The organism is Bacillus sp. FSL W8-1202 (genome assembly GCF_038006165.1).
Taxonomy (GTDB): domain Bacteria; phylum Bacillota; class Bacilli; order Bacillales; family Bacillaceae; genus Bacillus; species Bacillus subtilis.
Map to the genome: position 1 here is coordinate 3280433 of NZ_JBBOUR010000001.1, position 26042 is coordinate 3306474.

The following is a 26042-nucleotide window of genomic DNA, read 5'->3' on the forward strand; positions in this document are numbered from 1 at the left end:
CCTCACTCCCCAAACAAAGCATGGATTGCTTTACGCTGAGAAGTTTGTCTCATCAATGATTCACCGATAAGTACAGCCCGCGCCCCATGTTCATTGACAAATGTTAAATGTTCTAAAGAACCGATTCCGCTTTCGCTGACAAGCAAGGATTCTTTCGGAACGAGAGATGCGATTTGTTCTGTCTGCTTTACGGATGTTTCAAACGTTTTTAGGTTTCGATTATTTACACCGAGAATGTCGGGTGTGAACACTTTCAATATTTGTTCTAGCGTTGATGCATCATGAACCTCCACTAACACGTCCATCCCCTTTTCACCTGCTTCAAGATATAATTCATGAAGGTGTAAGGGATCAAGCACCTCGCCGATTAACAATATCGCATCCGCTCCGATTCTTCTTGATTCCTCTACTTGAAGAGAATCAATAATAAAATCTTTTCTAAGTACAGGAATCGAAACAGCACGCTTTACGTCTGATAAATAGCTGTTTTCCCCTTGAAAAAACGGGGTGTCTGTTAAAACAGAAATCGCATCTGCCTTCGCAGCCTCATAGTCTTTTGCAATCTGCACAGGCACAAAATCCTCTTTAATAAGCCCTTTTGACGGCGATGCTTTCTTCACTTCGGCAATCAACCCGATAAACCGATTCGGGCTTGCCAGCGCCTCCTTAAATGAACGTTTCTCGAAAGGCTGCTCTACCGGCAGAACCAGTGTTTCCACTTCTTCTTTCTTTTGTTTGATGATTTTTTCAAGCATAGATCTCTTCCTCTTTCTGCTTTAGTCGTTCAAGCTGCGCGGCAGCGCCTCCGCTTGTAATCGTCTCTAACGCCAGCTCCGTTCCTTCCTTGAGTGAGGCGGTAATTCCCGCCGTGTAAATCGCAGCACCCGCATTAAAGGCCGTAATAGATATAGCGGAACTGCTGCTTTTATTTTCAAAAATATTCTGAATGAGATAGGCGCTCTCTTTCGGTGACTGCACCTGTAAATCTTCAAGTCTGCCATTTTTGAAACCGAAATCTTCGGGTGAAACGGTATATTCCCGGCGCTCTCCGTCCTTTAATTCAATCACGTCGGTCGGTGCTGTAATTGAAAGCTCATCTAAACCGTCACGGCTTGATACAAACATAACGTGCTTCGGCTGAAACGTTTCCAGTGCGCTTGCCATCAGTCCAGCTTTTTCAACAGAATAGACCCCAATCACCTGACGCTTCGCCTGTAAAGGATTGCTGAGCGGCCCAAGCAGATTAAATACCGTTCTGAAACCTAGCTCTTTTCTAGTACCTGCTACATGTTTCATAGACGAATAGTAAAGCGGCGCAAAAAGAAATCCCATGTTGTTTGTTTCAATGCTGCTTTTGACCTTTTCGGGAGTGGTTTGAATAGAAACCTCTAGTTCCTCTAAAACATCAGCGCTTCCGCTTTTAGAAGAGACAGAGCGATTGCCATGCTTAGCGATTTTCGCGCCAGCTGCCGAGGCAACAATTGCCGAGGCCGTTGAGATATTAAAAGTGGAAATACCGTCTCCCCCTGTTCCGCATGTATCAACAATATCAGGAAGTCCATCGACTGTAAGAGCGTGTGCCCGCATTGCCTTCACAAAACCCGCAAGCTCTTCTGGCGTCTCCCCCCGATGAGCAAGAATTGACAATATACCACCCATTTCAGAAGGAGTCATTTCCGCTGCCATCATCATATTCATCAGCGTTTCAGCCTCACCGGCAGTAAGGGTTTTTCCGTCAACGCACAATTGTAGAAATCTGTTCATCAGCTTTATCCTCCTTGCTATGAAACATGTCTTCTGCAATATGAATCGTTTTCAGCAGCGCACCGGCTTTATTACAGCTTTCTTCGTATTCGGCTTCCGGAACAGAATCAGCAACAATGCCAGCACCTGCCTGTATCGATGCAACGCCGTTCTTTACACTCATCGTGCGAATCGTAATACAAGAGTCGATATTCCCGTCAAACCCAATGTAGGCAATACATCCTCCGTATGTCTCTCTCGGTGTTGGCTCGAGCTCTTGCAAAAGCTGCATGGCACGGATTTTGGGTGCGCCTGTTAAAGTCCCCGCCGGGAAAGCAGACATCAGTGCATCGACAGGATGAACCCCTTTTTTCAATCGGCCTGTAACCACCGAGATAATGTGCATGACATGTGAAAAGGAAACAATTTTTGTGAACTCCGGCACAGAAACAGAACCATACTCTGCTACTCTGCCGATATCGTTTCGGGCAAGATCAACGAGCATGTAATGCTCCGCCTTTTCTTTTTCATCCTTCATCAGCTCAACCTTCAATCTCTCATCTTCAGCTTTGTCTGCACCGCGTTTTCTCGTACCGGCAATCGGATGGATTTCTAAGTGCCCGTCTTGAACGTGTATTAACCGTTCCGGAGAGCTGCCGACTATTTCTCTGTCTAGCAGTTTCATATAATACATATACGGCGAAGGATTGACGATCCTAAGCACTCGGTATAACTCAAAAGCATCTGCTTTTATCGGCACCTCAAATTTTTGTGATAAAACACCCTGGAAGATATCGCCTGCTTTTATATAGCTTTTGATTTTTTCTACATCAGCCATAAAAGCCGATTTTTCATAATTAGAAGATACTGTCTCAAAGCTGGGTGTCTTGTATGAATCAGCAGAAAGAAACAGCTCTTTTATGTTTTTTTGGTCCATCATTTTTTCAATGAGATTTTGAAGCTCCAGATGATTTTGATGGAATACATCCATTTTTTCGTTTTTTGTTTCCTCTCCAGTGAGCCTTGCATATTGGATAAAGCGGACGTTTTTGGTTTCATGATCATACGCAATTAATGTCCGGCAAACAAACAGCATACACTTTTCCATGTCTGTTTCTTTGGTATGCGAAGGAACAGAAGGCTCAATCAGCGGGATCATATCATAGCTTAAGTACCCGACAGCTCCGCCGACAAAAGGAATGCCAAGCTCAGGTGTTTTGATTTTGTATGTGGTATTCATCCAGTTCAGCACTTCTTTTAGTTCATTTCCTGTGTAAAGAGATTTGCTGTCCTGATCAGCGGCCGAAAAACGGCCCTGCTCTTCTTTAATTGTGAGAAATGGATTCAGGCCGATAAACGAATATCTGGACCAAGTGGATGTATCGTCCTTGCTTTCAAGAAGATACGTAATCTCCCTGTCAAGCTTCTCTATCATTTGAATGGGTGTCAGTGTATCGACTGTGAAGGTCTCCACAATCGGTATCGTGTGGTGGGACAAGCTGTCCTCTAAAAATGCGGAAATGTTTGATTGGAAATTCATTGCTCTCACTCCTTATGGCAAGGAGAATGAGAAGATGGCATGAGAGGATAAAATACTATATAACAAATAAACCCAAAAGAAAGACTTCTTTTGGGTAGAATAAACATAATGTCTCAGCTCAACTAAACTCATTCTCTGCTACCCTATTCTCTAACTCAACTCATTCTAATCGCTTTATACACACTCTTGTGTATTTCTAAGCTGTTCTTATCGTATTACAATTCAGTATTTTTTGTCAATGATAAATCGGGCCTCAATACGACAGCTTTTTCTAAATATACATGTCTGATCTGATCCTGAGGGACATCTGTCTGGACCGTCATCATGACTCTTATGCACTTTTTCAGACCGCCTGTTACGTCCATTTCCTGCATACATGTTACCGGTACATACTGCCATCCTGAAAGCTCGCGAACAGCTTTTGCCGGGAAAACAGCGTGCAAATCAGGTGTAGCCGACAGAAGCATTTGAACAACATCTTCCGGTTTTGTATGATTTTCTTCTATGATTTTCTCTAACAGCTGTTTAGTTTTTTGTAAAATTTCTTCTTCAGTATCCCGTTCAACTGTAGTTGCTCCGCGAATTCCGCGAATCATCATGATGTCTCCTCCAATCGCCATTTGTTCAGCCAGCTCTCAAGTTCATTTCTGGAAAATGTATGATCAGCAACTTTCCCTAATTCATTGAGCACAATAAACTGAATCTTCCCGCCACGGGTTTTCTTATCATTCATCATACGGTCCAAGAGAACCGAAGTTTCCGTCTCTTTTCTGATTTGACTTGGATAACCCAGGCTTTTTAGCCAGCTGACCAAACGTTTTCTGTCCATTTCACAGCCTACAGTCTTTTCGCTTATATATAAAGCAAACTGCATTCCGAGGGCTACGGCATCACCGTGAGTGATCTGCCCGTATCCATATTCCGCCTCAACGGCATGACCGAGCGTATGCCCGAAGTTTAAGTAAGCTCTTATCCCCTCTTCTTTTTCATCCTGCTGAACGACAGACGCTTTAATTGAAATGCCTTTAAAAATCATGTCATTCAGCTGATCATTAGTGATATCACGCAGTGAGTGGATATTCAGCAGCTCCTCCAGAAACGCTCTGTCATAGATAAAAGCGTGTTTAATCACTTCTGCCATTCCGGACCTAAGCTCTTTTTCAGGCAGAGAACGCAGGAAATCTGTATCATAGAGCACGGCTTTCGGCTGATAAAACGCACCGATTAGATTTTTTCCAAGCGGATGGTTCACGGCTACTTTTCCTCCGACTGCGCTGTCATGCGCCAAGAGCGTCGTAGGCATTTGGATGAAATCAATGCCGCGCATAAAAGTGGCAGCCACAAAACCGGCAAGATCCCCTACAACACCGCCACCGAATGCGATGATGCATGAGGAGCGATCCAAATGAAAACGAATCGCTTCACTCTGCAATTTTGTGTACATGTCCATGGATTTTGCCTGCTCTCCACTCGGTACCGTCACTTTTTTCACAGGCCATTTATCTTGCGGCAAATGGAGCATTTCATCACCATACAGGCGGTCCACTTCTTCATCCGTGACAAGCATAATCCTTGTTAAAGGCCTGTTTAAAGAGGTTAATAGTTCGCAAGCCTTTTTTCTGATACCTTGTCCGATAAAAACAGGATATGACGAGGAAGCAGTTTGAACATGCAGTGTCTTCATTAAAATTCCCTCGACAGTTTTCTCATATTCTCCACATTTTCTCTAATGCGGTCAATTTGATCTAATCCGAATTGTTCAACGACTGCGTTCGCAATTTCCCAAGCGACAGCCGCTTCAGCGACTACACTTGCCGCAGGAACAGCACAGCTGTCTGAACGTTCAATGCTGGCGGAAAACGGTTCTTTCGTTTCAATATCGACACTTTTCAGAGGTTTATACAAAGTCGGAATCGGCTTCATGACTCCGCGGACAACGATTGGCATCCCTGTCGTCATGCCGCCTTCCAGTCCGCCAAGTCTGTTAGTAGCACGGGTGTATCCTTTTTCCTCGTCCCAAATGATCTCGTCATGGACTTCGCTTCCATTTCGGCCTGCCGCCTCAAATCCGATCCCGAATTCCACACCTTTAAATGCATTAATTGACAGTACAGCGGCAGCAAGCTTGCTATCCAGCTTGCGGTCATAATGGACATAGCTGCCCACGCCTACCGGCATTCCCTCGACAATGACTTCTACTATTCCGCCGATGGAATCTCCGTTTGCCTTTGCTTCATCAATGGCAGCCATCATTTTTTTGCCTGCCTCTTCATCGTAGCATCTGACAGGAGACTCTTCCGTTACGCGCTGCAGGTCTTCAATTGACGTATATTCTGTTTTTTCAGCTTTAACAGCGCCAATTTGCAACACGTGGCCCGCCACCTTAATGCCAAGCTCAGAAAGAATCTTTTTAGCTACAGCCCCTGCCGCCACTCTGACAGTTGTTTCCCTTGCTGAAGAACGCTCAAGCACATTTCTCATATCACGATGATTATATTTAATTGCACCGTTTAAGTCAGCGTGCCCAGGTCTAGGTCTGGAAATCTGGCGCTTCATTTCCTTTTCTTCATCTTCTGTAATCGGAGCGGCGCCCATGATTTTTGTCCAATGCTTCCAATCGTTATTTTCAACTACGAGAGCAATTGGTGAACCGAGTGTACGTGCATGGCGCACCCCGCTCATAATTTTGGCCTGGTCTTTTTCGATCTGCATGCGGCGGCCGCGGCCGTGCCCTTTTTGGCGTCTGGCAAGCTCAAAATTGATATCTTCCTCCGTTATGTAAAGCCCGGCAGGTACACCCTCAATAATGGTTGTCAGTTGGGGGCCGTGTGATTCTCCGGCTGTTAAATATCTCATGACTTCTTCTCCCTTCATCGCATTAACGCTTTTAAGTAAGACTACTATAACATATTTTTCAGCAAAAAGTCAGTCTATCTTTTTTGATAAAAGAATGTATCGGCTGGGACTAGGCCAAACTTCTCGGGATTGAAGATTTGCTCGGTGCTGCCGACAAAAAGAACTCCATTCTTCTTCAAGCTATGTGCCATTTTTAAATACAGCTCTTCCTTCGCGCTTTCTGTAAAATAAATAAATACATTGCGGCACACGATTAAGTCAAAGTCTTGTTCATAACGATCCGCCAGCAAATTGTGCTTTTTGAATGTAATATTCTTTTTGATTTCCGTTTTCACTTCATAACTTCTATTTGCGTTTTGCGTAAAATAACGATCTTTCACAGATAGCGGCACTTCCTGTAAAGACCGCTCCTGATAAACGCCTTTTTTCGCTTTTTCCAATGCTTTTTCATCAATATCCGTCGCTAAAATCTGATAGCCCGGAAGACCTTTTTGCTGGTCCAAAAGCATGGCAAGCGTGTATGGCTCCTCCCCCGTTGAGCAGGCGGCACTCCAAATTTTTAAAGGCCTAGAGGTCTTGATTAACGGCAGAATTGCAGTCTCAAGAACTTCCCATCTTTTATAATTACGATAAAATTCTGAAACATTGATCGTCATTCTGTCCAATGTTTCATTTAAGAGAGCTTGATCCTTTTCCAATGCCGCAGCAAAGTCCTTAAAGCTTTGGAACCCCTTTTTCTCATAAAGTGACGTTAGCCTTCTCTTCATTTGTGCTTCTTTATATAGTGTTAAATCGACTCCGGTTAATTGTTTCCATTTCGTTGTAAATACGCTGTATGTATCCATCTCTACTCTCCCAGTCTCGCTGTCTTTTTGTCCTAGTATAGCTTGTTTTATCAGGAAATTGTATTGTTTCAATAAAAAAATCAGCTTTTCAGCTGATTTTAGATCGTTGGGAAAGGCAGAGGTCTGATGCACACTGCCATTCAACCCTTTATTCACTTTAATGTAAACCTTTACAAAACAGATCAAAAACCGGCGGCGTTATATGTTGCCGGCTCTGTTACTTATTTTCACAATGATTAATAGATCCAGCCTGCCATAAGCTGCTGATATGATACTAATTCTTCATTCTTAAAGAAAATGTTAATCTCGCGTTCTGCACTTTCGAGAGAATCAGAGCCGTGGATGATGTTTTTTCCGACAAACATGCCATAATCCCCACGAATCGTACCAGGTAAAGCTTCTTTAGGGTTTGTTTTCCCGATCAGCTGTCTCGTCACTTCAATGACATTTTCGCCTTCCCACACCATTGCGAATACAGGTCCTGAAGTAATAAACTCAACGAGCTCTCCGAAGAAAGGCTTTCCTTGATGTTCGGCGTAGTGTTTCTCAGCCATTTGTTCAGTCACTCTCATTAACTTGGCGCCAGCTAATTGTAAGCCCTTACGTTCGAATCTAGATAAAATGTCCCCAATGAGCTGACGTTGGACACCGTCTGGTTTCACCATGATAAAAGTCTTTTCCATCATATTCTCCACCCCATCATTATGTATGTATAGGCTTTCACACTGCACACCGAAATCGTAACATCTTTCTGATAATTAATCAATCCGGGGCGGAGAAATTTCTTAATATCTACAAAAATTAAAATTTTCTTTTACCGATATATTTTGCGATGGCTGCAAGAGACGAGCGCGCGCGCCCTCGAGGAAGCGTGTTTAATTTCTGAAAAGCTTTCTGCAGATACATTTCGCTTACTGCCATAGATGCTTCAATTGCATCTGTTTTTTTGATTTCTTCAATGATTGGTTCAAGCTGTTCCTGCGTTGTCTCACTGTTAATCAATTTAAGCTGGTTTTTTAATGCAGGATTTTTCAGGGCATACAGCACTGGCAATGTGACGTTTCCTTGAAGCAAATCTCCTCCTACGGGTTTACCCAGCTCTTCCTCAGTTGAAGTAAAATCAAGAATATCATCAATAATCTGATAAGACATGCCGACGTAATACCCAAACCAGTACAATGCCTTATGAATCTTCTCATCAGCTCCAGACGCAATAGCACCGAGCTGGCAGCTGACCGCGATCAAGAGAGCCGTTTTTCTTTTGATACGGCGGAGATACGTTCTGAGATTTTGTTCCATGTTGTATTTGTCTTTGATCTGCTCAATTTCCCCTAGACAAACTTCAACGATCGTCTGTGACAAAATCCTATGGGCTTTCGGTTCGTTAATTCTCGTCATCATTTCAAGAGATCCCGCAAGCATATAATCGCCTGTGTACATCGCAATACGATTGTCCCACTTTGCTTTGATTGTCGGTTTTCCTCGGCGAAGCTCCGCATCATCAATGACATCATCATGAACCAAAGAAGCCATGTGAATCATTTCCAGAGTGACGGCGACATATTTAATCTTATTAATATCGTAATCGCCAAACATGCCGGAAAGCAGCACGAAAACAGGACGAATACGTTTCCCTCCGGCCTGCAGCAGGTGAAGACCTGCCTCGCTTAAAAGCGGGTAATCGGAACGTACGGTTTGTTCAAGTTCTCTTTCGATTACATCAATATCGTCATTTAAAAAAGAGTAGGCCATTTTAAATTTCATATCATTCACCCAAACATCTGTGTTTTCATTTCCATCCGATATGCGTGGCAGCGACTCCGCCAGTAAACGAATGATATTTAACATTTTTCAGGCCCGCCTCTTCAAACAGGCCTGCCAGTTCCTTCATTCCAGGGAAATCTCTGGCTGATTCTTGAAGCCAAGAATATTCTTTATAGCTCTTCGCAAACAGTTTCCCGAAAAACGGCATAATATACTTAAAGTACATAAAGTAAGCCTGTCTGAATCCGAACATTTCCGGCTGGGACGTTTCCAGACATACCACCTGCCCGCCCGGCTTCACTACACGTCTCATCTCTTTCAGTACAGTCAAGTAATCAGGGACATTGCGGAGCCCGAAGCCAATGGTGACATAATCAAATGTATCATCATCAAAAGGAAGCTCCATCGCATTTCCGTGCAGCAGTTCAATTTGGCTGAATCCGCCGTCTTTTACTTTCTGCTCGCCGACACTCAGCATATTTTCACTGAAATCCAAGCCCTTGATCTCGCCGCTTTTGCCGGCCGCTTTTGCAAGAGCGATCGTCCAGTCAGCCGTTCCGCAGCAGACATCAAGTGCTGTTGCGCCTTCTTTTACATTCATGATGCGCATCGTTTTGTCGCGCCATTTTTTATGCTGCTGAAAACTGATGACAGAGTTCATTTGGTCATAGTTTTTATATATTTTTTCAAATACTCCGTGTACGCGCTGTTCTTTTGAGTCCTGCATAATGGTTTACCCTTCTTCCACTTTCTGATGATAGGTTTGATCTTGGCTGATTGTCTTCAGACGGTTTATTAAAATGTTCTGAATAGGTGAATTTAGAGGCAGAAGTGACTCAATGCTGTTTTTCGCTTTTTTAAAACAATCTTCTAATATCTCTTCTTTTGTTTTTCCCAGCTGTATAAAACTGCCGATCACATCCAGAAATGCATCATTTCCGTTCATAAGCCGCTTAAATACAAAAAAATCACTCGACAGCTTTTTCCAGCGCGGAAGGTTGAAGTGTTCCGCCACACGATGGAATAAAGCTGATTCAACGATGCCGACACTTTCGAAAAAATCGTTTTCGTCCTTGAAAGAACGGTCATACAGACGAATTTTATGTTCGTTGATTTCTTTAATGGCTGTAGCAAGCGTCCGAATCATGTAGATATCCTTCATTTCAGATAGTAAAGAGTAGTACAGCCCGCTGAAATAATCGCCCGCGAGAACAGTCAATTGGCGGTTTTTGTTTTCGTCTCGTTTTATGACTCTAGCTGTCGTCACTTCATCATGGGTATCAAGGGCGCTTTGTACAAGCATCGCTGTTACAATATAATTTTCTCTGTCGTTGTTTTTTATGTCGGCTTCTTCAAATAAAGCATGAAAAAGAAGAAGCTTATCCTCATCAATTTTCGGCGCAGAAATATGCTTCGCTAAATAAGGATGAGACAGCTTTTGTTTTAATTTCGTGTTCAGATTGGCTAAAGTTCCGTAGATGTCTTGCAAAAATATCACCCTTGTCCCCAAATTCACATTTATTTCTTAATCTATGTATGAGTTTTATCTTTTCATTCGCTTACGCAGGTATCATTATAGCATAAAAAAAAGAAATTGGCTGTATCCTCCCGCTGTTTGCGAGCATTTGCTTTTAACAGCAGGGACAGCCAGCTTATTTTTTTTCGCTTTTCATTTCTCCGTACGCGGTTTGAATCAGTGCCTCTCCTCTGACTTTAATGGCAGAAGTATGCTCTGTAAACTGAGCGATGATCACTTCTCCCTTGTCGAGTTTTTCGGAATGGTGAAACTTTGTGTCTGTTCCTCTTGTCAGGCCGATCACATTCACTCCGTCCTCAACGGCTTTAATGACGACAAAATCACTTGAATGCTTTTGGTTCATTTATAGCACCCTCTATCTTTATTAGTCCTGGCGTTTAATATGTTCCAATACTTCTGCACGGGCAGCGGCATCATCTTTAAAAACACCTCTGACTGCTGAAGTCACAGTTTTCGCACCCGGTTTTCTTACACCGCGCATCGTCATGCACATGTGTTCCGCTTCAACCACTACCATTACGCCATGCGGATCAAGCGTTTCTACGATGCTTTCTGCAATTGTAGAAGTGATGCGTTCCTGAAGCTGCGGGCGCTTTGCAACGGCTTCAACGGCACGTGCCAGTTTGCTGAGTCCTGTGACCTTTCCGCCTCGCGGGATATATGCAACATGTGCTTTTCCATAAAAGGGAACAAGGTGATGCTCACACATAGAATGAAACGCGATATCTTTTACAAGAACAAGCTCCTCATGGTTTTCACCGAAGATAGTCTGGAAATGTTCTTTTGGATCTTCATTCAAGCCGGAGAATACTTCGGCATACATCTTTGCGACTCTTTTCGGAGTATCAAGAAGCCCTTCTCTATTCGGGTCTTCTCCGATCGCTTCTAAAATTTGACGAACAGCTTGTTCGATTTGCTCTTTATTAACTTCTTTCATGTTCTATGTCCTCCACCAATGAATACATTTAATTTCGATTCTAGCACATATGCCCCGCTAAAAGCAAAGTGAATGCCCTGTCAGGAAGCCCATGCTCTTGAAATATGAAAAGCCCCTTAGAAAGGGGCTTTTCTGTGAAGAAATAAAGTGTATGTAAGCTAGATGCATACACGATCTATATTCACAATTATTTTCCGGCAACTGCGTCTTTAAGCGCTTTACCTGGTTTGAAAGCAGGTACTTTGCTTGCTGGAATTTCGATTTCTTCACCTGTTTGAGGGTTGCGTCCTTTACGTGCAGAACGTTCACGCACCTCGAAGTTACCAAAACCGATCAGTTGGATTTTATCACCGTTTTTAAGTGCATCTAAGATCGTATCAAAAACAGAGTCAACTGCTTTTGTAGCGTCTTTTTTAGACAATTCGCTTGCTTCTGCAACCGCATTGATAAGTTCTGTTTTGTTCATGCCTTTCACCTCCTCCCAAAAGGATACATTCAGTTCGTTTATTATCATTTCTTCACAGTTCAGTCTGATTCTAAACCTGTCTCAGAAAAAAATGAGAGCAAGTAAGAGAAAGACAATTAAACGGCTTTTTAAGAAAAACTGCACTCTGAGGAATGTTTGTCCAACAAAGTGAAGAATTTCTGTATGTAGAGTAACACATATAAAAAGCCATATCAAGCATTTTAAAGCGTCAATCCCTTGCTCGTCAAGGATTTAAGGTGATTTACCGAACGAATATTCCTTTTTTTCCTTTTTTCATCCTATTCCTTGATCCTTTTCCATTATTAAGAGCAAAGAAAAAAGACCTCCCATTCTATAAAGAGGTCTACCGGTATTACAGGATGATGGCGATTAAGCCGCCAGAGCCTTCGTTTATGATTCTTTCTAATGTTTCTTTTAATTTATACCGTGCGTTTTCAGGCATTAATGACAGCTTTGCCTGAATCCCTTCTCTCACAATTGAGCTCAGCGACCTTCCAAAGATATCGGAATTCCAGATGGAGAGCGGATCATCCTCAAAGTCCTGCATTAAATAGCGTACAAGCTCTTCACTTTGTTTTTCCGTTCCGATAATCGGGGCGAATTCGCTTTCGACATCGACTTTGATCATATGGATCGACGGAGCGACAGCTTTCAGCCTCACACCGAATCGCGAGCCCTGCCTTATAATTTCCGGCTCATCGAGACTCATATCAGCTAAAGCAGGCGCTGCAATGCCGTATCCCGTCTGTTTGACCATTTTTAAGGCATCAGACACTTGATCATATTCTGTTTTCGCATGGGCGAAGTCTTGCATGAGCTCAAGCAGATGGTCTCTTCCTCTGATTTCGACGCCCACAACTTCTTTTAGGATTTGATCATATAGATGATCAGGCGCGTACAAATCAATTTCTGCCACCCCTTGGCCCAGCTCAATTCCGGCTAATCCGGCACTTTCAATGAATTCAAACTCGCTGAATTGGCCGACAACCCTGTCTACGTCCCGGAGCCGTTTAATATCCTTAACCGTTTCCTTCACGGACTCCTGATAGCTTTCACGCAGCCAATGGTTTTCTTTCAGCACCATTACCCAGCTTGGGAGATTGACATTCACTTCTAGCACCGGAAACTCGTAGAGGGCCTCTCTGAGCACACTCAGCACATCTGATTCCCGCATGCTCTCTACACTCATTGCCAATACCGGGATATCATATTTTTCGCTTAAATCCTGGCGCATGGCTTCCGTTTCCGGGTGATACGGCCTGACTGAGTTGATGACCATAATAAAAGGTTTGCCAACCTCTTTCAGCTCTTCAATGACTCTTTCTTCAGCCTCTATATAGTCACTTCTGGCGATATCTCCAATGGTGCCGTCTGTCGTAATGACAACTCCGATGGTCGAGTGTTCTTGAATGACTTTTCGAGTGCCGATTTCAGCAGCCTCATGAAATGGGATCGGTTCTTCGTACCAAGGCGTATTGATCATCCGCGGCCCGTTTTCATCTTCATATCCTTTAGCGCCGGGCACTGTGTAACCTACACAATCTACTAATCTTATATTCACATCGAGTCCGTCTGACACATGAACAGACATCGCCTGATTCGGAACAAATTTAGGCTCTGTAGTCATAATGGTTTTGCCGGCTGCGCTCTGCGGCAGTTCATCCTGCGCTCGGGCCCGGTCTGCTTCGTTACTGATATTCGGGAGCACCACAAGCTCCATAAATTTTTTAATGAACGTGGATTTTCCTGTACGGACAGCACCTACGACTCCTAAGTATATATCGCCTCCTGTTCGTTCAGCGATATCCTTGAAAATATCGACCTTTTCCAAGTGATCCCCTCCCGGACTTCCTATCCTTTTCAATTTTATTAAGCTCTTTCAATCAAACACAGGACACTATATGTGTATGACGTTGTCCTATTTGAATATGACATCTTTAGAAAATTTCTCATCCTCAATCTATTAATATAAAAAAACCTTTCTCCCTATTTGTATGCAAGGGAGAAAGGTTCATTCCTTTTTCATATCATTTTCTAAAAAAACAGGTTCCTGTTTGTCATTTACCGTATATTTTACAGAAAACACGGGGACAAAGGGGGTTTCCTGCCAAATCATATCCTGGATTTCAGTCCCGGGTTTAAACGTTTTTTTGCTTTTTTTGAGGCAAGAAGCCAGCTCAGTCCGGTAATCGGCATATATTTCTCCGTCTCCGTCAATCATAAGCGGCAAGGAATTCCCTGAGATTGGGCTTGTCACTGTAAGAGAGCTGCCATCCCCAAGCTTCTTCTCATCGAGTGTAAATAAATCACGAGATAGCACATCCTTGTAAGGCGGATATTGATGCTCCTGACGATACATTTGGATGCGCAATTTCACATCGCGAATTTTTTCTGCCATCTTTAGATCAATTAATTTAACAGTCGGATCGTTCTCTACGTCAACAAGCACGTATTGATAGTCTCCCCCGCTTTCAAATGCCGTACTTGGAGGTTCAGCTATGTATCTTGGCGCTAACCGGTTAAAGTCTATCGGATATTTTTGATATAGCGGTGTCGACATATCTTTGGTTTGAATAGGAAGCAGCCCTCCATTTGCCTTTTGAAATTCATCAACAGCAGATTGAACCTGCTTTAGCCGGTCTTGATAAGGAATGGCATGCACACTGCTTTTCCGTTCATTTGGATATAAACATCCGGATAAAAACACGACTGCCGCAAAAATGATTGCGCACTTCAGTTTACCCATACAGCACTTCCTTTTACAGCTTTATTCATTGACAGGACCGCTAAAAACCACGACAAACACAATAATTCCAGATATGAGCATACACATGTATGCGAATGATGAAATCGCAATCTTCAAAAAACGGTTTTGGCACTTAAAGCGGCTTAAATAGATGGAAGCTACAGCCAAAAACATCAGACCCATGGACCCTAGAGCAAACCACATTTTCATCAATGCCAGATTCAATGACGTGCGCCTCCCCGATATGTATGATGTAAGCGTTATATTATATTTTAATATACAGCGCCGGAAAAGATCAACCAGATTTTCCATCCTTTGATAGAACAAAAAAAACTGAAGCAAAGAGGGGGACCTTCGCTTCAGTCAACTTGACTATATTCACCTGCACGTTTAAGAAACACTCTCTTGGACTTCGATGCTATAGTATGCGACTTGGCATACAGATGCATCCTCTATTGCCTAAATCGGCAAAATGTTTCAGGAGATCCCAAGACTTGGGTGTTCTTCTGTTTTTCGGGCTTTCGTTCAATTAAGATATGCGTTTCACCATACGATTGATACTTTTACTTCACTTGATTTTCAAACGTATTTACCAAATCCTCCATCTCGTGGGTTTTCCCTCTCGCCATTAAAGATTCAACAGCGGTTTCCACTTTTTGTCCGTTGAACAGGACCTGATGGAGAGCTTCTGTAATCGGCATTTTAACATCATATTTCTTCGAAAGCTGGTAAGCCGCTTTCGTCGTGCGGACGCCTTCGACTACCATTCCCATCTCTTCAAGAACATCTTCAAGCTTGTACCCTTTTCCGAGCAAATTGCCCGCACGCCAGTTTCTGGAATGAACACTTGTGCACGTCACAATCAGATCGCCTACTCCTGTCAATCCAGAGAACGTCAAAGGATTTCCGCCCATTTTCGTTCCGAGTCTCGCGATTTCGGCAAGTCCGCGTGTAATCAAAGCAGCTTTGGCATTGTCGCCGTACCCTAAACCATCTGTAATCCCTGCAGCAAGGGCAATAATATTCTTTAAAGCCCCTCCGATTTCAACTCCGATAATATCAGGATTTGTGTACACCCGAAAATTGTGATTAATAAATAGATCCTGCACCTCTTCTGCTGCCCTCATGCTCTTTGAAGATGCAGTAACAGTTGTGGGGTGCCGCAGCCCTACTTCTTCCGCATGACTCGGGCCGGAAAGGACAACGATATCTTTTCTGACATCACTCGGGATCTCAATTTCCATAATTTCAGAAATGCGCAGAAGTGAATCTGGCTCAATACCCTTGCTGACATGAACAAAGACTGCCTTTTTCGTTATAAAAGGGACAGCCTGTCTCAGCACTTCCCGAATTGCTTTTGTCGGGACCGCAACGATAATGAAATCCGCGTCTGAAACAGCTGTCTTCATATCCGTTGTTGCCTCTATTGATTCTGGAAGCTTGACGTTCGGCAAATAATCTTTATTTTCATGCTGATCATTGATTTGATGGATCAGATCTGCACGGTGCCCCCACATGGTTACATCGTGATGATTATCAGCTAACACTAAAGCCAGTGCTGTTCCCCAGCTCCCCGCTCCGAGCATTGTGACTTTTTTCATATTTGCTTCACACCTTTTTATTTTCTAGCTCTTGCAAATATTTTGATTGGTGTCCCCTCAAAACCGAACGCGTCTCTGATTCGGTTTTCTAAAAACCGTTCGTATGAAAAATGCATCAATTCCGGATCGTTTACAAACACAACGAAGCTTGGCGGCTTTACCGACACTTGAGTCGCATAGTAAATTTTCAAACGAGAACCGTTATGAGTCGGTGTCGGATTCATTGCCACAGCGTCCATGATGACATCATTTAAGACGTTTGTCTGAACTCGAAGTGAATGATTTTCACTAGCTTTGATAATCGCAGGCATCAGAGTATGGATCCGTTTTTTCGTTAAGGCAGACATAAATAGGATTGGCGCATAATCCAGAAATTGAAAATGATCGCGAATATTTTCTTCAAATTCTTTCATCGTGCTCTCATCTTTGTCAACAGCATCCCATTTGTTTACGACGATGACGACGGCCTTGCCCGCTTCGTGTGCATAGCCGGCGATGCGCTTATCCTGTTCAATAATGCCTTCTTCGCCATCCAGCACAACCGCCACGACTTCTGAGCGGTCAATCGCTTTCAGCGCCCGCAGTACACTATACTTCTCAGTCGTTTCATAGACTTTCCCTTTTTTTCGCATACCTGCAGTATCGACAATGACAAACTCCTGCTGGTTGTAAGTAAATGACGTATCAACAGCATCTCTTGTCGTTCCAGCCACGTTGCTGACAATAACGCGTTCTTCGCCGAGCATCGCATTCACAAGTGAGGACTTTCCGACATTTGGACGTCCGATCAGACAGAATTGAATAACTTCTTCATTGTATTTCGTTTCAGGAATGTTTTTAAAATGCTCTGCAACGGCATCCAGTAAATCACCCAGTCCGAGTCCGTGTGTTCCCGAAATTGGATATGGCTCGCCAAAGCCTAGCGAATAAAAATCATAAATATTCGCTCTCATTTCTGTGTTATCCAGTTTATTAACCGCTAAAACAACAGGCTTTTTTGTGCGGTACAAAATTTTCGCCACTTCTTCATCAGCAGCTGTCACGCCTTCACGGCCGTTCACCATAAAAATAATCACGTCCGCTTCATCCATGGCGATTTCAGCCTGCTGGCGAATCTGCGCTAAGAACGGCTCATCACCGATATCAATACCGCCCGTATCAATCAAATTAAAATCATAATTCAGCCATTCAGCCGAGCTGTATATCCGATCCCTTGTCACGCCAGGGGTATCTTCTACAATTGAAATTCTTTCTCCCGCAATCCGGTTAAAGATTGTGGATTTTCCTACATTTGGTCTCCCGACAATGGCTACGACAGGTTTACCCATAGTACCCTTCCTTTCAATCCAGCCGCTTTCATTTTTACATAAATTTTCAACCGGTTATTAAAATCAGTTCATTCACTTTTATGAAAAGAAACCCTTCAGAGGAAGGGCTTAACTCATTTATTATATCAGTTTTTACTGGGATCACAACTATTCTTAAAAATGTTTCACGATCAAATACACGTCATCTCCGATTCTGTGAGCTATTCCATCAAGGATCGCTTCAAGATTTTTAGCGAAAAGCTCCATCTCCTTTTGGTCATTGCAAAAAAAGACAGGTGCTCCCCCTGCAGCCCGGTTTCGATTTGTCGTGATTATAGACAAAATCACTTTCGTAAGAGATTCACTCATCCTATCACCTTATCCTGATTCTTGATAAATTCAGTCGGCATTCTAATCGCATTTTCCAGGGTTGGAACATTGCTAATAATTTGAACAGCCGTTTCGGGATGGTGAATTTGCGGGAGAACAAATACTGCCACTCTCCCATCATTTAAATCCCGTTTTGCAATTGGTGTCAAAGATGGCTCTCCTGAATCCCGATAAACCCCGAGCACATTGGAAACATCAAATAAAATGGCCTGACGCTGCCCTAAATTTGCTATCGTCGCTGCTGAATTAAAGTTTTTTGGCGTTAAGATAAAGCCCATGCCATGCTTTAAAATCAGTTCCTGTTTCTCTGGAAGCCCGATATTCATCATATAAATATTATCAATAAACAGTCCCGGACCGTCAAAGCGCGGCTTTATGTACTCGATGTCTACAATATCCTTCAACACACTGCCCGACATAAACTTCATGGCCAGTAAAAAACAAACGACAGCCGCTATGACTGCAGCCCAGATGGATAAAAACACATACGCAGAGGTTGTCAAAAGCGCTGTAAAGATCACAATATAATTTCTGCTTTCAAACGCAATGGCAATCCCCTCAATATATGTGCTTCCTCTTGAGACAAGCTCATACGAATCCATTTGCGTCAATGTGTTCCGCTCCATGTTTCGGACATCTCTAAATTGCGTCGCTGCCAATGTTAAAAATGTGATGGCCGTAAATTCCTCCTGCAAAAGCGCCGGCATAATAATTGCACCTAAACCAGCCGCTATCAACCCCAGTGCGATGTGAATCACTTTCCCATGAACATAGGTGGGATACTGGCGGTAATCTGTTTTCAGCATATAAAGCCTTGTCGCAATTCCGGCAATGACCCCAGCAATAATCGGATAGATGTAATCACTCATGACATTTTGGTAGCTCCTTTGTTTGATCTTTTGCTTTTCTGACTAATCTGGCTTGCGAGGTGTTCGTATTTAGATATGCCAAACAGCAATATCATCCCCGCAGAACACGCATTCAGCCATTGAAAGCCGCCGACAGCCATAGCCCCGGCCAACTTCTGGATCACAAATGAATACACCAGTTCGCCTTGGCACATCCCTAGAACAAATAAGACAAGCTGCTTCTCAAAATTCCTTTCAACAGAAGCTGTTAAAAGCACTATTAATATAACAGCAGCCCACTCAGGTTTTATGATGAACCAAACCGGGTCATATAATGCAAAAAGATAAACAAACGCATACGCGGCAACAAGCGTCAGATAGACCATGATGTAACGAAAACGATACATTCTCAAAAACCCGGCATAGACACATCCGCAAACGAAAAACATCATATATGCAGCATTCAGGGAAAAATATAAAGCGATGTCATGTATGCTTAGAATAATATTAGTTAAAATAAAGACAGAGACGGCAATTCGTCTTTTCGTCTTTTCAAAAATAAATGTTGTCAAAACCCACAGAAACCACATTGACCAATAGTAATAAAATTGTTCCATTTTACTTCCTCCATATTCCCAGTATGGAGTTCAAGCACATTTTTTAAACAATCGATCTCACATTAAGGAGTATGATCATGGGAAAAGACAGACAAGAGAAAAAACTCAAAGCTTCAGGCAGAGTCGAATCAGACCGCGACCAGTCCATTCACTATGACGGAGCGACAAGCCTTGAACAAAACGGAAGATTCAAAAAGCGAAAATCATAATACAAAAAGCCCAAACCACATATGGTTTTGGGCTTTCATCATTTATCGCACACTATAGCTTGATGTATTGATCCCTCTCTCTGTGAGCCAATGATGGGTTTCACCTTTGATCACAAGGGGCGCCTTTTGTAAATCGTCAATCGTTCTGGCGCCCAGCACGGTCATAATCATCTTTAATTCCTCAAGGATCAGCTGAATCTCCTCAAGCAGTCCTTCCTCACCGCTGTCAGTCAGCGCTTTTAAAAAATGCCCTGCCATTCCGGTGCAAGAGGCCCCAAGCGCAATTGCCTTTGCCACATCAAGTGCATCTTGCAGACCGCCAGAGGCGATCATGGTGCTTGCAGGAAACTCAGAGTGGATTTCCGCCAAACTTGCAGCTGTCGAAATCCCCCACGAGTTAAAAAAGGAGATTTGCCGCTGTCTTCGGAGATTTTCGATTTTCGAGAAATTTGTTCCCCCATAACCGCCAATATCAATAGCTGCAGCACCAGCTTCATACAGCTTTCCTGCTGATGCTTTGCTCATACCGAATCCGACTTCTTTCACAATGACTGGTACACTGACATGACTGCAAATTTGTTCAATACGTTCCAGTGCGCCGCTAAAGCTTCTGTCTCCTTCAGGCATCACAATTTCCTGAATCACATTGAGGTGGATCTGCAGTGCGTTTGCTCCAATCATCTCAACAGCTTCCTTTGCCTGAGCAGCCGTTGCCTCGCTTCCCAGGTTGGCAAAAATCAGCCCGTTTGGGTTTTCCTTTCGAACAATTTCATAGGAAAGACGCTCTGATGGATCTTTTAATGCTGACATTTGCGATCCCACAGCAAGGGGAATTCCAGCCTGAGAAGCCGCTCGCGCAAGCGATTTATTAATCTCATATGTAAGTTTTCCACCGCCGCCAGTCATTGCATTGATAAAAATCGGCGAACTGCTTGAAAGTTCGCCGATTTTTGTGGAAATATCTACTTGTTCTAATGCAAGATCGGGCAGACTGACGTGAACAAACGTAATATCATCAAGACCTGTTTCCCGCTTCTGGCCGGTGGACAAGGCATGATTGATGTGTTGTCTTTTTCGTTCTGCTCGAGTCACGTTTATCACCAATTATTTTAGTTTATTCAGCTTATCTCCGATCAGATCTCCAAGCTGGAAGCCAGTGCTTGTTTCTTCCTTCGCTTGATATTGACGGTAATCTTCCTGGTCAGCTTTAGGCGTTTCTTCAAGTTCACGCATGCTTAATGAAATGCGCTCCTCATTTTCATTCACATCAAGAACCTTCACTTTTACAGTCTGTCCTTCTTCAAGGACTTCATGCGGCGTGCCGATGTGTTTATTGGAAATTTGAGAAATATGAACGAGACCTTCAACACCTGGAAGGATTTCAACAAAGGCACCGAAGCTTACAAGACGCTGTACAGTTCCTTCAAGCACATCGCCAGGCTTCACTTTTTCGCCGATTTGGCTCCAAGGTCCAGGCAGTGTATCTTTGATCGATAAAGAAATACGTTCATTATCACGGTCAACCGATAACACTTTCACTTTTACTTCTTGTCCCTCTTCAACAACGTCAGACGGCTTCTCTACATGAGAGTGGGAAAGCTGTGAAATGTGTACAAGTCCATCGATGCCGCCGATATCAACAAACGCGCCAAAATCAGTCAGGCGCTGTACTTTGCCATCAAGTACACTTCCAACTTCAAGAGACTGAAGAAGTTCTTGTTTTTTATTCGCTTGTTCACTTTCAACAACAGCACGGTGTGAAAGGATCACGCGGTTTTTATCACGGTCAAGCTCTACAACGAGCAGTGACAGTGTTTTTCCTTTATAGTCAGTGAAGTCTTCAACGAAATGTGCTTCAACAAGTGATGCCGGAATAAAACCGCGAACGCCGATATCAACGACGAGGCCGCCTTTCACGACATCTTTCACTTCAGCTTCAAACACTTCTTTTGTTTCAAATTTTTTCTCAAGGTCTTCCCAAGCGCGGTCTGCATCAACAGCACGTTTAGATAAAATCAAAGCATCGTCTTCCACTTTTGTTACTTTCAGGTCAAGCTCGTCGTCTACTTTAACAACATCCGATGCTTTCTCTACATGAAGACTTGATAATTCACTGATTGGAATAATACCGGATTGTTTGACATTGATGATTTCTACATCTACATGTTTGTCTTCTACCTTTGTCACAATCCCTTTAACTACATCTCCAACCTCTGGCACTTGAACATCAATTTGATTCATTTCCTCTGTCATTTGAATAACCTCCTTGGTCCAAACCTACACAGCTTAATTAAAACGGTTTGAAAGCTGAACATATAACATGCCCGCTTTTAGCCGAATATGTATTAAAGAATCATCCAAAAAAGTTTTTTGAATGATCAATAAAAAGTTTTATTAGTATTAACTTCTAATAAAAGGACAGGTTTGTCAAGCAATAACATTCTATCTTCGTTGAAAAATTCAAAAAAAGTGGCATTTGCCATCCTCAGCGGGACTTTTGCTCCACAGCCTCGAGGATTTTATCAGCTACCTCTTGAATGGAAAGCGATGTCGTGTCGATTTCAAGAGCGTCTTCTGCTTTACGCAGCGGAGATACTTCGCGCTCTGAATCAAGCTTGTCTCTTCTTGCAATTTCCTCAATTAATGTTTCGTAGTTGACATCAAAGCCTTTTTTTACATTTTCTTCATAACGGCGTTTCGCTCTCTCTTCCACAGATGCCAAAAGAAAGATTTTTACTTCTGCATTTGGCAGCACATGCGTCCCGATGTCACGACCATCCATGACGACGCCGCCTTTTTCCCCAAGCTGCTGCTGGCGTTTCACCATTTCTTCTCTGACACTTCTGTGCTTGGCCGCAATTGAAACTTGGTTGCTTATTTCATCTGTTCTGATCGCCTCAGTTACATCGGTGCCGTTTACAAGCACTTTTTGTCCATCTTTTGTTGTAATCAGCTCAATGTCTGTCCGCTTTAGCAGCTCAGCCAGTTTTTCTTCATCTGTCAGATCAACGTTTTCCTGTAAAGCCGCGTACGTAATCGCCCGATACATCGCTCCTGTATCAATATATATGTACGATTTTTTCTCAGCCACAATTTTGGCAACGGTGCTTTTCCCCGCAGCTGCCGGGCCGTCGATTGCAATCGATAATTTCTTTTCCATAATTCCTCTCCTTGCTCTTTTCTCCTCTATGGATTGTATCACGAACTTTATGAAAAAGGGTGAAAAATTGATGAATAATTAATGTTTGAAGGTTTCAATCCTATTGTTTTCCTCCATTTTATCCACCCCTTCATATTGAATCACTTTTGATACGTATGGTTCAATATGCTGATAGTGAAAAAGAAATTGGACACTAAGTAAAATGATGGCCTGAATGAACAATAATTTGATCAGCAGCCGTTCAAATGTTTTCATTGGAGCACCTCCATTACAAATAGTATGGAAGTGTTTGCCGATGTTTATTCCATTCGGGCCTTTCTTCTCTTATTTAACTGGCGCCTGATGCAGTATTGAAGCAAAGCCTGCTGGTCACCTGCTGCAATTTCTGAATACTCTAAAGTCATTTTTCGTTTTTCTGACTTGGGGTCATTAAAGATTCGTCTGACAACTGCTTCTGTTTCTATTTGACGTGTGTGCTCCTCTTCAGGAAGACGGATGATCAGGCGCAATGATTCCCCCGATTGAAAAGAAAGGCCATCAGCTAAAACCACGGCGATGCCGCCTGCACTGATGTTATAAGATAGTGTGCGGATCTCTTCTTCATTTCCCGGCAGAATTTGCACATCTAATACCGCATCAGTTCTTACATATTGGCGGCGCTGGATTCTTTTCATTTTTTCACGTGGAGGCACTTCAAGACAGATCATTTGAAGTTTGTCCTTCACTTTACCTTTTATACGGCTTATAAAGCGATAAGGAACTTCGTCTTTTCCCACAAACTCTACCGTTACTTCCATATCGTTATGTAAAATCACAGTTCGCCCTGTAACTACATCAACAGGATACGCGATCAAAAGTTCATTGTTTTCGATGCTGACCGCCTTGCTTTTTGCCTTTTTCAATTCATTTTCTTCTATATATTCTAAAAGTACAGTTTCTCCAATCTCTATCATTGACTTCACTCTTTCGCATTCAATATACTCACGTTTTTATTAAAGCACGTAATGAAAAAAAGGAAAAGACATTTAGTCCTTTCCTCCTGTTTTTATAGGTCTTTATATATAGGTTCTGCATTTTTTAGTTTTTCAACCTTTTCTTCCGATCCGTCTTTGGCATTGATATACATTCTGAATGTGTCATTTTCAATTGTTCCAAGCATTTCGTAACATAACACTTCTTGACCTAGTTCATTTGTAATCAAAGCGAGCCTTGTTTCTCTCACTTGTACATTTTTATTTAATTTAGACTTTGCCTCTGCTTCAGTAATTGCAGGCTTAGGTATGGTTCTTTTTCTGTGAGATGTGAGGAAGTCTCTTGCTGAAAAGCCGACAACCTCACCGTCATCCAAGGCCACTTTCATACGAATTGCCTCCGGGTACATCCGGACTTTATTTTCAACAGGAACATATGAAAATACACCGATTTTATCATATTGGGCACTTTCATCAATTTCCAAATCATCTGTTTCAAATCCGTTTTTCTTTAAAAATGCAAGCGCTCGGTTCGATCCGTCATTTAAACTGATTTTCTGATCTTTCACTTCTCTGTTTTGGATCAAATATACCGGATGCCCGCCCTTCTTCGTAATATCCATATAAATCACTGCTTTATGGTCTGGGTCTTTCATGCTGATGCTATATACATCGCGATTTGTTTTTTTTCCGCTCTTCACCACTTTAATTGAATAATTGTCATCTGGGGCAAAGCGCTCAGCAATTTGTTTTGCTTCCTGTTCAGAAATTTGTTTTCCCTTCAGATGGCTGAAGCCTTTCTCTTCTTTTTTCGTGCTGGTGAAACTCGGGCCAAGATCAGTGCCCGTGGAGAATGCACCAACATTTTTTTCGACTGTTTTAAAGCTGTTGATAATCGTATTATCACTTTGTTTTTCGTCAGAAGCCAGGGCCATTTCGACATCCATCCAGCGAAGGTTTTTGCTCATGACAAGGTGCTGAACATGGCGCAATTCATTTTGTATATCTTCGGACTGCTGATATAGCTTATTTAGTGATGTATACTCGTTTTTATCAAGCGGCTTTTGGTCCAAATCTCTGACTGACGTTTTATAGCTGAAATCGCCGATCTTTGATAATAGCTCTTCAGTTTTATTAAACGGCATTAATGTAAGCGGCAGCTGACTGACGCTGTTATGTGCTTCAGAAGTAATCCTCCACACATCGATCAATGCAGGCGACAGTGATTTTTGGCTGTTCATGGCAAGTGTTGTTCCGATTTTATCATGAAGCTGATCCACCTGATAGGTAAGCTCATGAAACGCCCGCTGATAGTTATTTTCAGCATGAAGAAGAACTGCGTCTTTTTCTTGGTGTTCTTTGTATCCCCAGTAGCCTGTACCGACTATTGCAATACCAAGCACGGCGATTAAAATTCCTCTGATCATTTATCACACCTCTTTTTATGCTTTCTCATATCTGCTACTCACAGAAAATGTGTTTACCGATTCTTTTAATCTGCGGACGCCCCCAAATCCACGGACTTGTAGCCGTATCCGGATTAAAGTAGTAAAGTGCTTCCTCTGATGGGTCCCAGCCATTGATGGCATCCAGCACTGCTTCTCGGGCCGTTTCATTCGGCTGCATGTAAATTTGTCCGTCAGATACTGCTGTGAAGGCAAGCGGCTCAAAAATAACCCCCGCTACTGAATTTGGAAATAACGGGCTGTTCAAACGGTTTAAAATGACTGCTGCAATAGCAACCTGCCCCTCGTACGGCTCGCCCCGGGCTTCGCCATAAACCGCTTGAGCAAGCAGCCTGATATCGTTGTTGGAAAATCCACCAGGCATGTTCGCTGCTACCGCATCCTGTTTTCTTGCTTTTGCTGGTGTATTGTTTTGCTGTTTATTCGCATTCGCTTTAGGCTGCTGCGTTGTTTTTTCCGCAGGCTGTTTCTGCCTCGCTTCCGCTTGCTGTCTTGCTTTTTGTGTTGCTGCTTTTGACGGTTTCGTCTGATACTTCAGCGGAATTTTTCCGTAATGCGTGAATGTGTTCCCTTTATTGAGTTGTTCCATGACATATTCACGATAGTATTTTGATTTACATATTAAGGTTTGCTTTGTTTTAGCTCCTACAAGGCCGTCAACCTCTTTTAACCCGAATTGATCCTGAAAATTTCGAACTGCCCAGTACGTCCCCCATCCATAAACCCCGTCAATTTTTCCGTTATAATATCCGTTGTATTGAAGACGCGCCTGAAGCTCGACCACATCATCCCCTGTTGCCCCTCTTTGAATGACCTGATTCGAAAAGGCAGAGATCGTTTCAGTATTAATAAACGTCGTTATTGTAAAGGAAAAAAGGATGAGACATGCCATAATCGATCCTTTGGACTTCATCTTTTCAAGCCTCCTACTGCAAATTTTTAAGTGTAATCGTATTTTCTGTAACGAGGTTATTTTTATACACTCTTTCCTTGTTATCCCTCAGAACATCAAAACTCT

The 26042-nt window shown here is 42.8% G+C and carries 30 protein-coding genes; 1 reads left to right on the top strand and 29 read right to left on the bottom strand.

Translation table 11 applies throughout. The features are described from left to right. Positions 1-2: 2 nt before the first annotated feature. The 22 genes from trpC to NSQ09_RS17335 all read right to left on the bottom strand — a co-directional run bounded on the left by trpC (position 3) and on the right by NSQ09_RS17335 (position 19218). The gene (trpC, locus tag NSQ09_RS17230; RefSeq protein ID WP_041053208.1) at positions 3-755 is read right to left on the bottom strand and encodes an indole-3-glycerol phosphate synthase TrpC; all 753 of its coding nucleotides are present in this window, start codon (positions 753-755) and stop codon (positions 3-5) included. Continuing rightward, positions 748-1764 (bottom strand): anthranilate phosphoribosyltransferase, encoded by a 1017-nt coding sequence (trpD, locus tag NSQ09_RS17235; RefSeq protein WP_069837599.1) that lies wholly within the window; start codon positions 1762-1764, stop codon positions 748-750. The genes trpC and trpD overlap by 8 nt, the downstream gene beginning before the upstream one ends. Further along, positions 1736-3283, bottom strand: coding sequence for an anthranilate synthase component I (gene trpE / locus NSQ09_RS17240; RefSeq protein ID WP_087614598.1), 1548 nt, complete (start codon positions 3281-3283; stop codon positions 1736-1738). The genes trpD and trpE overlap by 29 nt, the downstream gene beginning before the upstream one ends. A 215-nt stretch (positions 3284-3498) precedes the next feature. Then, the gene (gene aroH, locus NSQ09_RS17245) at positions 3499-3882 is read right to left on the bottom strand and encodes a chorismate mutase (RefSeq protein WP_004398675.1); all 384 of its coding nucleotides are present in this window, start codon (positions 3880-3882) and stop codon (positions 3499-3501) included. Continuing rightward, entirely contained in the window at positions 3879-4967 is a 1089-nt protein-coding gene (gene aroB, locus NSQ09_RS17250) for a 3-dehydroquinate synthase (RefSeq protein ID WP_341032185.1), read from the bottom strand. Before aroB ends, aroH begins: the two co-directional genes overlap by 4 nt. After that, complete coding sequence (gene aroC / locus NSQ09_RS17255; protein WP_004398727.1) at positions 4967-6139, bottom strand: chorismate synthase; 1173 nt, start codon at positions 6137-6139, stop codon at positions 4967-4969. Before aroC ends, aroB begins: the two co-directional genes overlap by 1 nt. Positions 6140-6213: 74 nt before the next feature. Then, positions 6214-6984: a protein-glutamate O-methyltransferase CheR gene (cheR, locus tag NSQ09_RS17260; protein WP_003230589.1), complete on the bottom strand. Its 771-nt coding sequence runs from the start codon at positions 6982-6984 to the stop codon at positions 6214-6216. A gap of 236 nt (positions 6985-7220) precedes the next feature. Continuing rightward, a complete protein-coding gene (ndk, locus tag NSQ09_RS17265) occupies positions 7221-7670 on the bottom strand; it encodes a nucleoside-diphosphate kinase (protein ID WP_010886554.1) in 450 nt (149 codons plus the stop codon). 115 nt (positions 7671-7785) lie between these two features. Continuing rightward, positions 7786-8748, bottom strand: a complete 963-nt coding sequence (gene hepT / locus NSQ09_RS17270) for a heptaprenyl diphosphate synthase component II (protein ID WP_003246013.1) — start codon at positions 8746-8748, stop codon at positions 7786-7788. Between the two features lie 25 nt (positions 8749-8773). Further along, entirely contained in the window at positions 8774-9475 is a 702-nt protein-coding gene (menG, locus tag NSQ09_RS17275) for a demethylmenaquinone methyltransferase (RefSeq protein ID WP_041053214.1), read from the bottom strand. 6 nt (positions 9476-9481) lie between these two features. Continuing rightward, a complete protein-coding gene (hepS, locus tag NSQ09_RS17280) occupies positions 9482-10237 on the bottom strand; it encodes a heptaprenyl diphosphate synthase component 1 (protein ID WP_004398550.1) in 756 nt (251 codons plus the stop codon). A 163-nt stretch (positions 10238-10400) separates the two neighbouring features. Continuing rightward, complete coding sequence (mtrB, locus tag NSQ09_RS17285; RefSeq protein WP_003230576.1) at positions 10401-10628, bottom strand: trp RNA-binding attenuation protein MtrB; 228 nt, start codon at positions 10626-10628, stop codon at positions 10401-10403. Between the two features lie 21 nt (positions 10629-10649). Further along, a complete protein-coding gene (gene folE, locus NSQ09_RS17290) occupies positions 10650-11222 on the bottom strand; it encodes a GTP cyclohydrolase I FolE (protein WP_003225516.1) in 573 nt (190 codons plus the stop codon). Between the two features lie 187 nt (positions 11223-11409). Further along, positions 11410-11688 (bottom strand): non-specific DNA-binding protein Hbs, encoded by a 279-nt coding sequence (hbs, locus tag NSQ09_RS17295; protein ID WP_003153447.1) that lies wholly within the window; start codon positions 11686-11688, stop codon positions 11410-11412. Between the two features lie 373 nt (positions 11689-12061). Continuing rightward, on the bottom strand, positions 12062-13540 hold the full coding sequence (gene spoIVA / locus NSQ09_RS17300) for a stage IV sporulation protein A (RefSeq protein ID WP_003230572.1): 1479 nt from the start codon (positions 13538-13540) through the stop codon (positions 12062-12064). 180 nt (positions 13541-13720) lie between these two features. Further along, positions 13721-14455 carry a hypothetical protein gene (locus NSQ09_RS17305; protein ID WP_341032189.1) on the bottom strand — a complete coding sequence of 245 codons (735 nt, stop codon included), beginning with the start codon at positions 14453-14455 and terminating at the stop codon, positions 13721-13723. A gap of 21 nt (positions 14456-14476) precedes the next feature. Next, on the bottom strand, positions 14477-14680 hold the full coding sequence (locus NSQ09_RS17310; RefSeq protein ID WP_004399143.1) for a DUF2768 domain-containing protein: 204 nt from the start codon (positions 14678-14680) through the stop codon (positions 14477-14479). 338 nt (positions 14681-15018) lie between these two features. Beyond that, entirely contained in the window at positions 15019-16056 is a 1038-nt protein-coding gene (locus tag NSQ09_RS17315; RefSeq protein ID WP_129137763.1) for an NAD(P)H-dependent glycerol-3-phosphate dehydrogenase, read from the bottom strand. 17 nt (positions 16057-16073) lie between these two features. After that, entirely contained in the window at positions 16074-17384 is a 1311-nt protein-coding gene (der, locus tag NSQ09_RS17320; protein ID WP_003230565.1) for a ribosome biogenesis GTPase Der, read from the bottom strand. 153 nt (positions 17385-17537) lie between these two features. Beyond that, positions 17538-17732 (bottom strand): capping complex subunit for YIEGIA, encoded by a 195-nt coding sequence (locus NSQ09_RS17325; RefSeq protein ID WP_341032192.1) that lies wholly within the window; start codon positions 17730-17732, stop codon positions 17538-17540. Then, positions 17729-18622 carry a YIEGIA family protein gene (locus NSQ09_RS17330; RefSeq protein WP_029946258.1) on the bottom strand — a complete coding sequence of 298 codons (894 nt, stop codon included), beginning with the start codon at positions 18620-18622 and terminating at the stop codon, positions 17729-17731. The genes NSQ09_RS17325 and NSQ09_RS17330 overlap by 4 nt, the downstream gene beginning before the upstream one ends. After that, the gene (locus NSQ09_RS17335) at positions 18619-19218 is read right to left on the bottom strand and encodes a YphA family membrane protein (protein ID WP_129137764.1); all 600 of its coding nucleotides are present in this window, start codon (positions 19216-19218) and stop codon (positions 18619-18621) included. The genes NSQ09_RS17330 and NSQ09_RS17335 overlap by 4 nt, the downstream gene beginning before the upstream one ends. A 77-nt stretch (positions 19219-19295) precedes the next feature. Between NSQ09_RS17335 and NSQ09_RS17340 the strand changes: the two genes are divergently transcribed. Next, positions 19296-19427 (top strand): YpzI family protein, encoded by a 132-nt coding sequence (locus NSQ09_RS17340; RefSeq protein WP_003225499.1) that lies wholly within the window; start codon positions 19296-19298, stop codon positions 19425-19427. A gap of 42 nt (positions 19428-19469) precedes the next feature. Here the strand turns inward: NSQ09_RS17340 and fni are convergent, their stop codons facing one another. From fni to sleB, 7 genes are all read right to left on the bottom strand, one after another. After that, positions 19470-20519 carry a type 2 isopentenyl-diphosphate Delta-isomerase gene (fni, locus tag NSQ09_RS17345; RefSeq protein ID WP_341032196.1) on the bottom strand — a complete coding sequence of 350 codons (1050 nt, stop codon included), beginning with the start codon at positions 20517-20519 and terminating at the stop codon, positions 19470-19472. A 12-nt stretch (positions 20520-20531) separates the two neighbouring features. Continuing rightward, complete coding sequence (gene rpsA / locus NSQ09_RS17350; protein ID WP_014477197.1) at positions 20532-21680, bottom strand: 30S ribosomal protein S1; 1149 nt, start codon at positions 21678-21680, stop codon at positions 20532-20534. 232 nt (positions 21681-21912) lie between these two features. Further along, on the bottom strand, positions 21913-22587 hold the full coding sequence (gene cmk / locus NSQ09_RS17355; RefSeq protein ID WP_128993068.1) for a (d)CMP kinase: 675 nt from the start codon (positions 22585-22587) through the stop codon (positions 21913-21915). A 78-nt stretch (positions 22588-22665) separates the two neighbouring features. Beyond that, complete coding sequence (locus NSQ09_RS17360) at positions 22666-22842, bottom strand: YpfB family protein (protein ID WP_341032199.1); 177 nt, start codon at positions 22840-22842, stop codon at positions 22666-22668. A 44-nt stretch (positions 22843-22886) separates the two neighbouring features. After that, positions 22887-23540: a cyclic di-GMP receptor DgrA gene (dgrA, locus tag NSQ09_RS17365; protein ID WP_341032202.1), complete on the bottom strand. Its 654-nt coding sequence runs from the start codon at positions 23538-23540 to the stop codon at positions 22887-22889. Between the two features lie 92 nt (positions 23541-23632). Beyond that, entirely contained in the window at positions 23633-24985 is a 1353-nt protein-coding gene (ypeB, locus tag NSQ09_RS17370) for a germination protein YpeB (RefSeq protein ID WP_003230547.1), read from the bottom strand. A 34-nt stretch (positions 24986-25019) separates the two neighbouring features. Continuing rightward, positions 25020-25937: a spore cortex-lytic enzyme gene (gene sleB / locus NSQ09_RS17375; protein ID WP_041336343.1), complete on the bottom strand. Its 918-nt coding sequence runs from the start codon at positions 25935-25937 to the stop codon at positions 25020-25022. Positions 25938-26042: the final 105 nt, after the last annotated feature.

Excerpts from the sequence above, each read along its gene's own strand:
- trpC (WP_041053208.1), bottom strand. The coding sequence starts at position 755 with ATGCTTGAAAAAATCATCAAACAAAAGAAAGAAGAAGTGGAAACACTG.
- trpD (WP_069837599.1), bottom strand. The coding sequence starts at position 1,764 with ATGAACAGATTTCTACAATTGTGCGTTGACGGAAAAACCCTTACTGCC.
- trpE (WP_087614598.1), bottom strand. The coding sequence starts at position 3,283 with ATGAATTTCCAATCAAACATTTCCGCATTTTTAGAGGACAGCTTGTCC.
- aroH (WP_004398675.1), bottom strand. The coding sequence starts at position 3,882 with ATGATGATTCGCGGAATTCGCGGAGCAACTACAGTTGAACGGGATACT.
- aroB (WP_341032185.1), bottom strand. The coding sequence starts at position 4,967 with ATGAAGACACTGCATGTTCAAACTGCTTCCTCGTCATATCCTGTTTTT.
- aroC (WP_004398727.1), bottom strand. The coding sequence starts at position 6,139 with ATGAGATATTTAACAGCCGGAGAATCACACGGCCCCCAACTGACAACC.
- cheR (WP_003230589.1), bottom strand. The coding sequence starts at position 6,984 with ATGGATACATACAGCGTATTTACAACGAAATGGAAACAATTAACCGGA.
- ndk (WP_010886554.1), bottom strand. The coding sequence starts at position 7,670 with ATGATGGAAAAGACTTTTATCATGGTGAAACCAGACGGTGTCCAACGT.
- hepT (WP_003246013.1), bottom strand. The coding sequence starts at position 8,748 with ATGAAATTTAAAATGGCCTACTCTTTTTTAAATGACGATATTGATGTA.
- menG (WP_041053214.1), bottom strand. The coding sequence starts at position 9,475 with ATGCAGGACTCAAAAGAACAGCGCGTACACGGAGTATTTGAAAAAATA.
- mtrB (WP_003230576.1), bottom strand. The coding sequence starts at position 10,628 with ATGAACCAAAAGCATTCAAGTGATTTTGTCGTCATTAAAGCCGTTGAG.
- folE (WP_003225516.1), bottom strand. The coding sequence starts at position 11,222 with ATGAAAGAAGTTAATAAAGAGCAAATCGAACAAGCTGTTCGTCAAATT.
- hbs (WP_003153447.1), bottom strand. The coding sequence starts at position 11,688 with ATGAACAAAACAGAACTTATCAATGCGGTTGCAGAAGCAAGCGAATTG.
- NSQ09_RS17305 (WP_341032189.1), bottom strand. The coding sequence starts at position 14,455 with ATGGGTAAACTGAAGTGCGCAATCATTTTTGCGGCAGTCGTGTTTTTA.
- NSQ09_RS17315 (WP_129137763.1), bottom strand. The coding sequence starts at position 16,056 with ATGAAAAAAGTCACAATGCTCGGAGCGGGGAGCTGGGGAACAGCACTG.
- der (WP_003230565.1), bottom strand. The coding sequence starts at position 17,384 with ATGGGTAAACCTGTCGTAGCCATTGTCGGGAGACCAAATGTAGGAAAA.
- NSQ09_RS17325 (WP_341032192.1), bottom strand. The coding sequence starts at position 17,732 with ATGAGTGAATCTCTTACGAAAGTGATTTTGTCTATAATCACGACAAAT.
- NSQ09_RS17330 (WP_029946258.1), bottom strand. The coding sequence starts at position 18,622 with ATGAGTGATTACATCTATCCGATTATTGCTGGGGTCATTGCCGGAATT.
- NSQ09_RS17335 (WP_129137764.1), bottom strand. The coding sequence starts at position 19,218 with ATGGAACAATTTTATTACTATTGGTCAATGTGGTTTCTGTGGGTTTTG.
- NSQ09_RS17340 (WP_003225499.1), top strand. The coding sequence starts at position 19,296 with ATGGGAAAAGACAGACAAGAGAAAAAACTCAAAGCTTCAGGCAGAGTC.
- rpsA (WP_014477197.1), bottom strand. The coding sequence starts at position 21,680 with ATGACAGAGGAAATGAATCAAATTGATGTTCAAGTGCCAGAGGTTGGA.
- cmk (WP_128993068.1), bottom strand. The coding sequence starts at position 22,587 with ATGGAAAAGAAATTATCGATTGCAATCGACGGCCCGGCAGCTGCGGGG.
- NSQ09_RS17360 (WP_341032199.1), bottom strand. The coding sequence starts at position 22,842 with ATGAAAACATTTGAACGGCTGCTGATCAAATTATTGTTCATTCAGGCC.
- dgrA (WP_341032202.1), bottom strand. The coding sequence starts at position 23,540 with ATGATAGAGATTGGAGAAACTGTACTTTTAGAATATATAGAAGAAAAT.
- ypeB (WP_003230547.1), bottom strand. The coding sequence starts at position 24,985 with ATGATCAGAGGAATTTTAATCGCCGTGCTTGGTATTGCAATAGTCGGT.
- sleB (WP_041336343.1), bottom strand. The coding sequence starts at position 25,937 with ATGAAGTCCAAAGGATCGATTATGGCATGTCTCATCCTTTTTTCCTTT.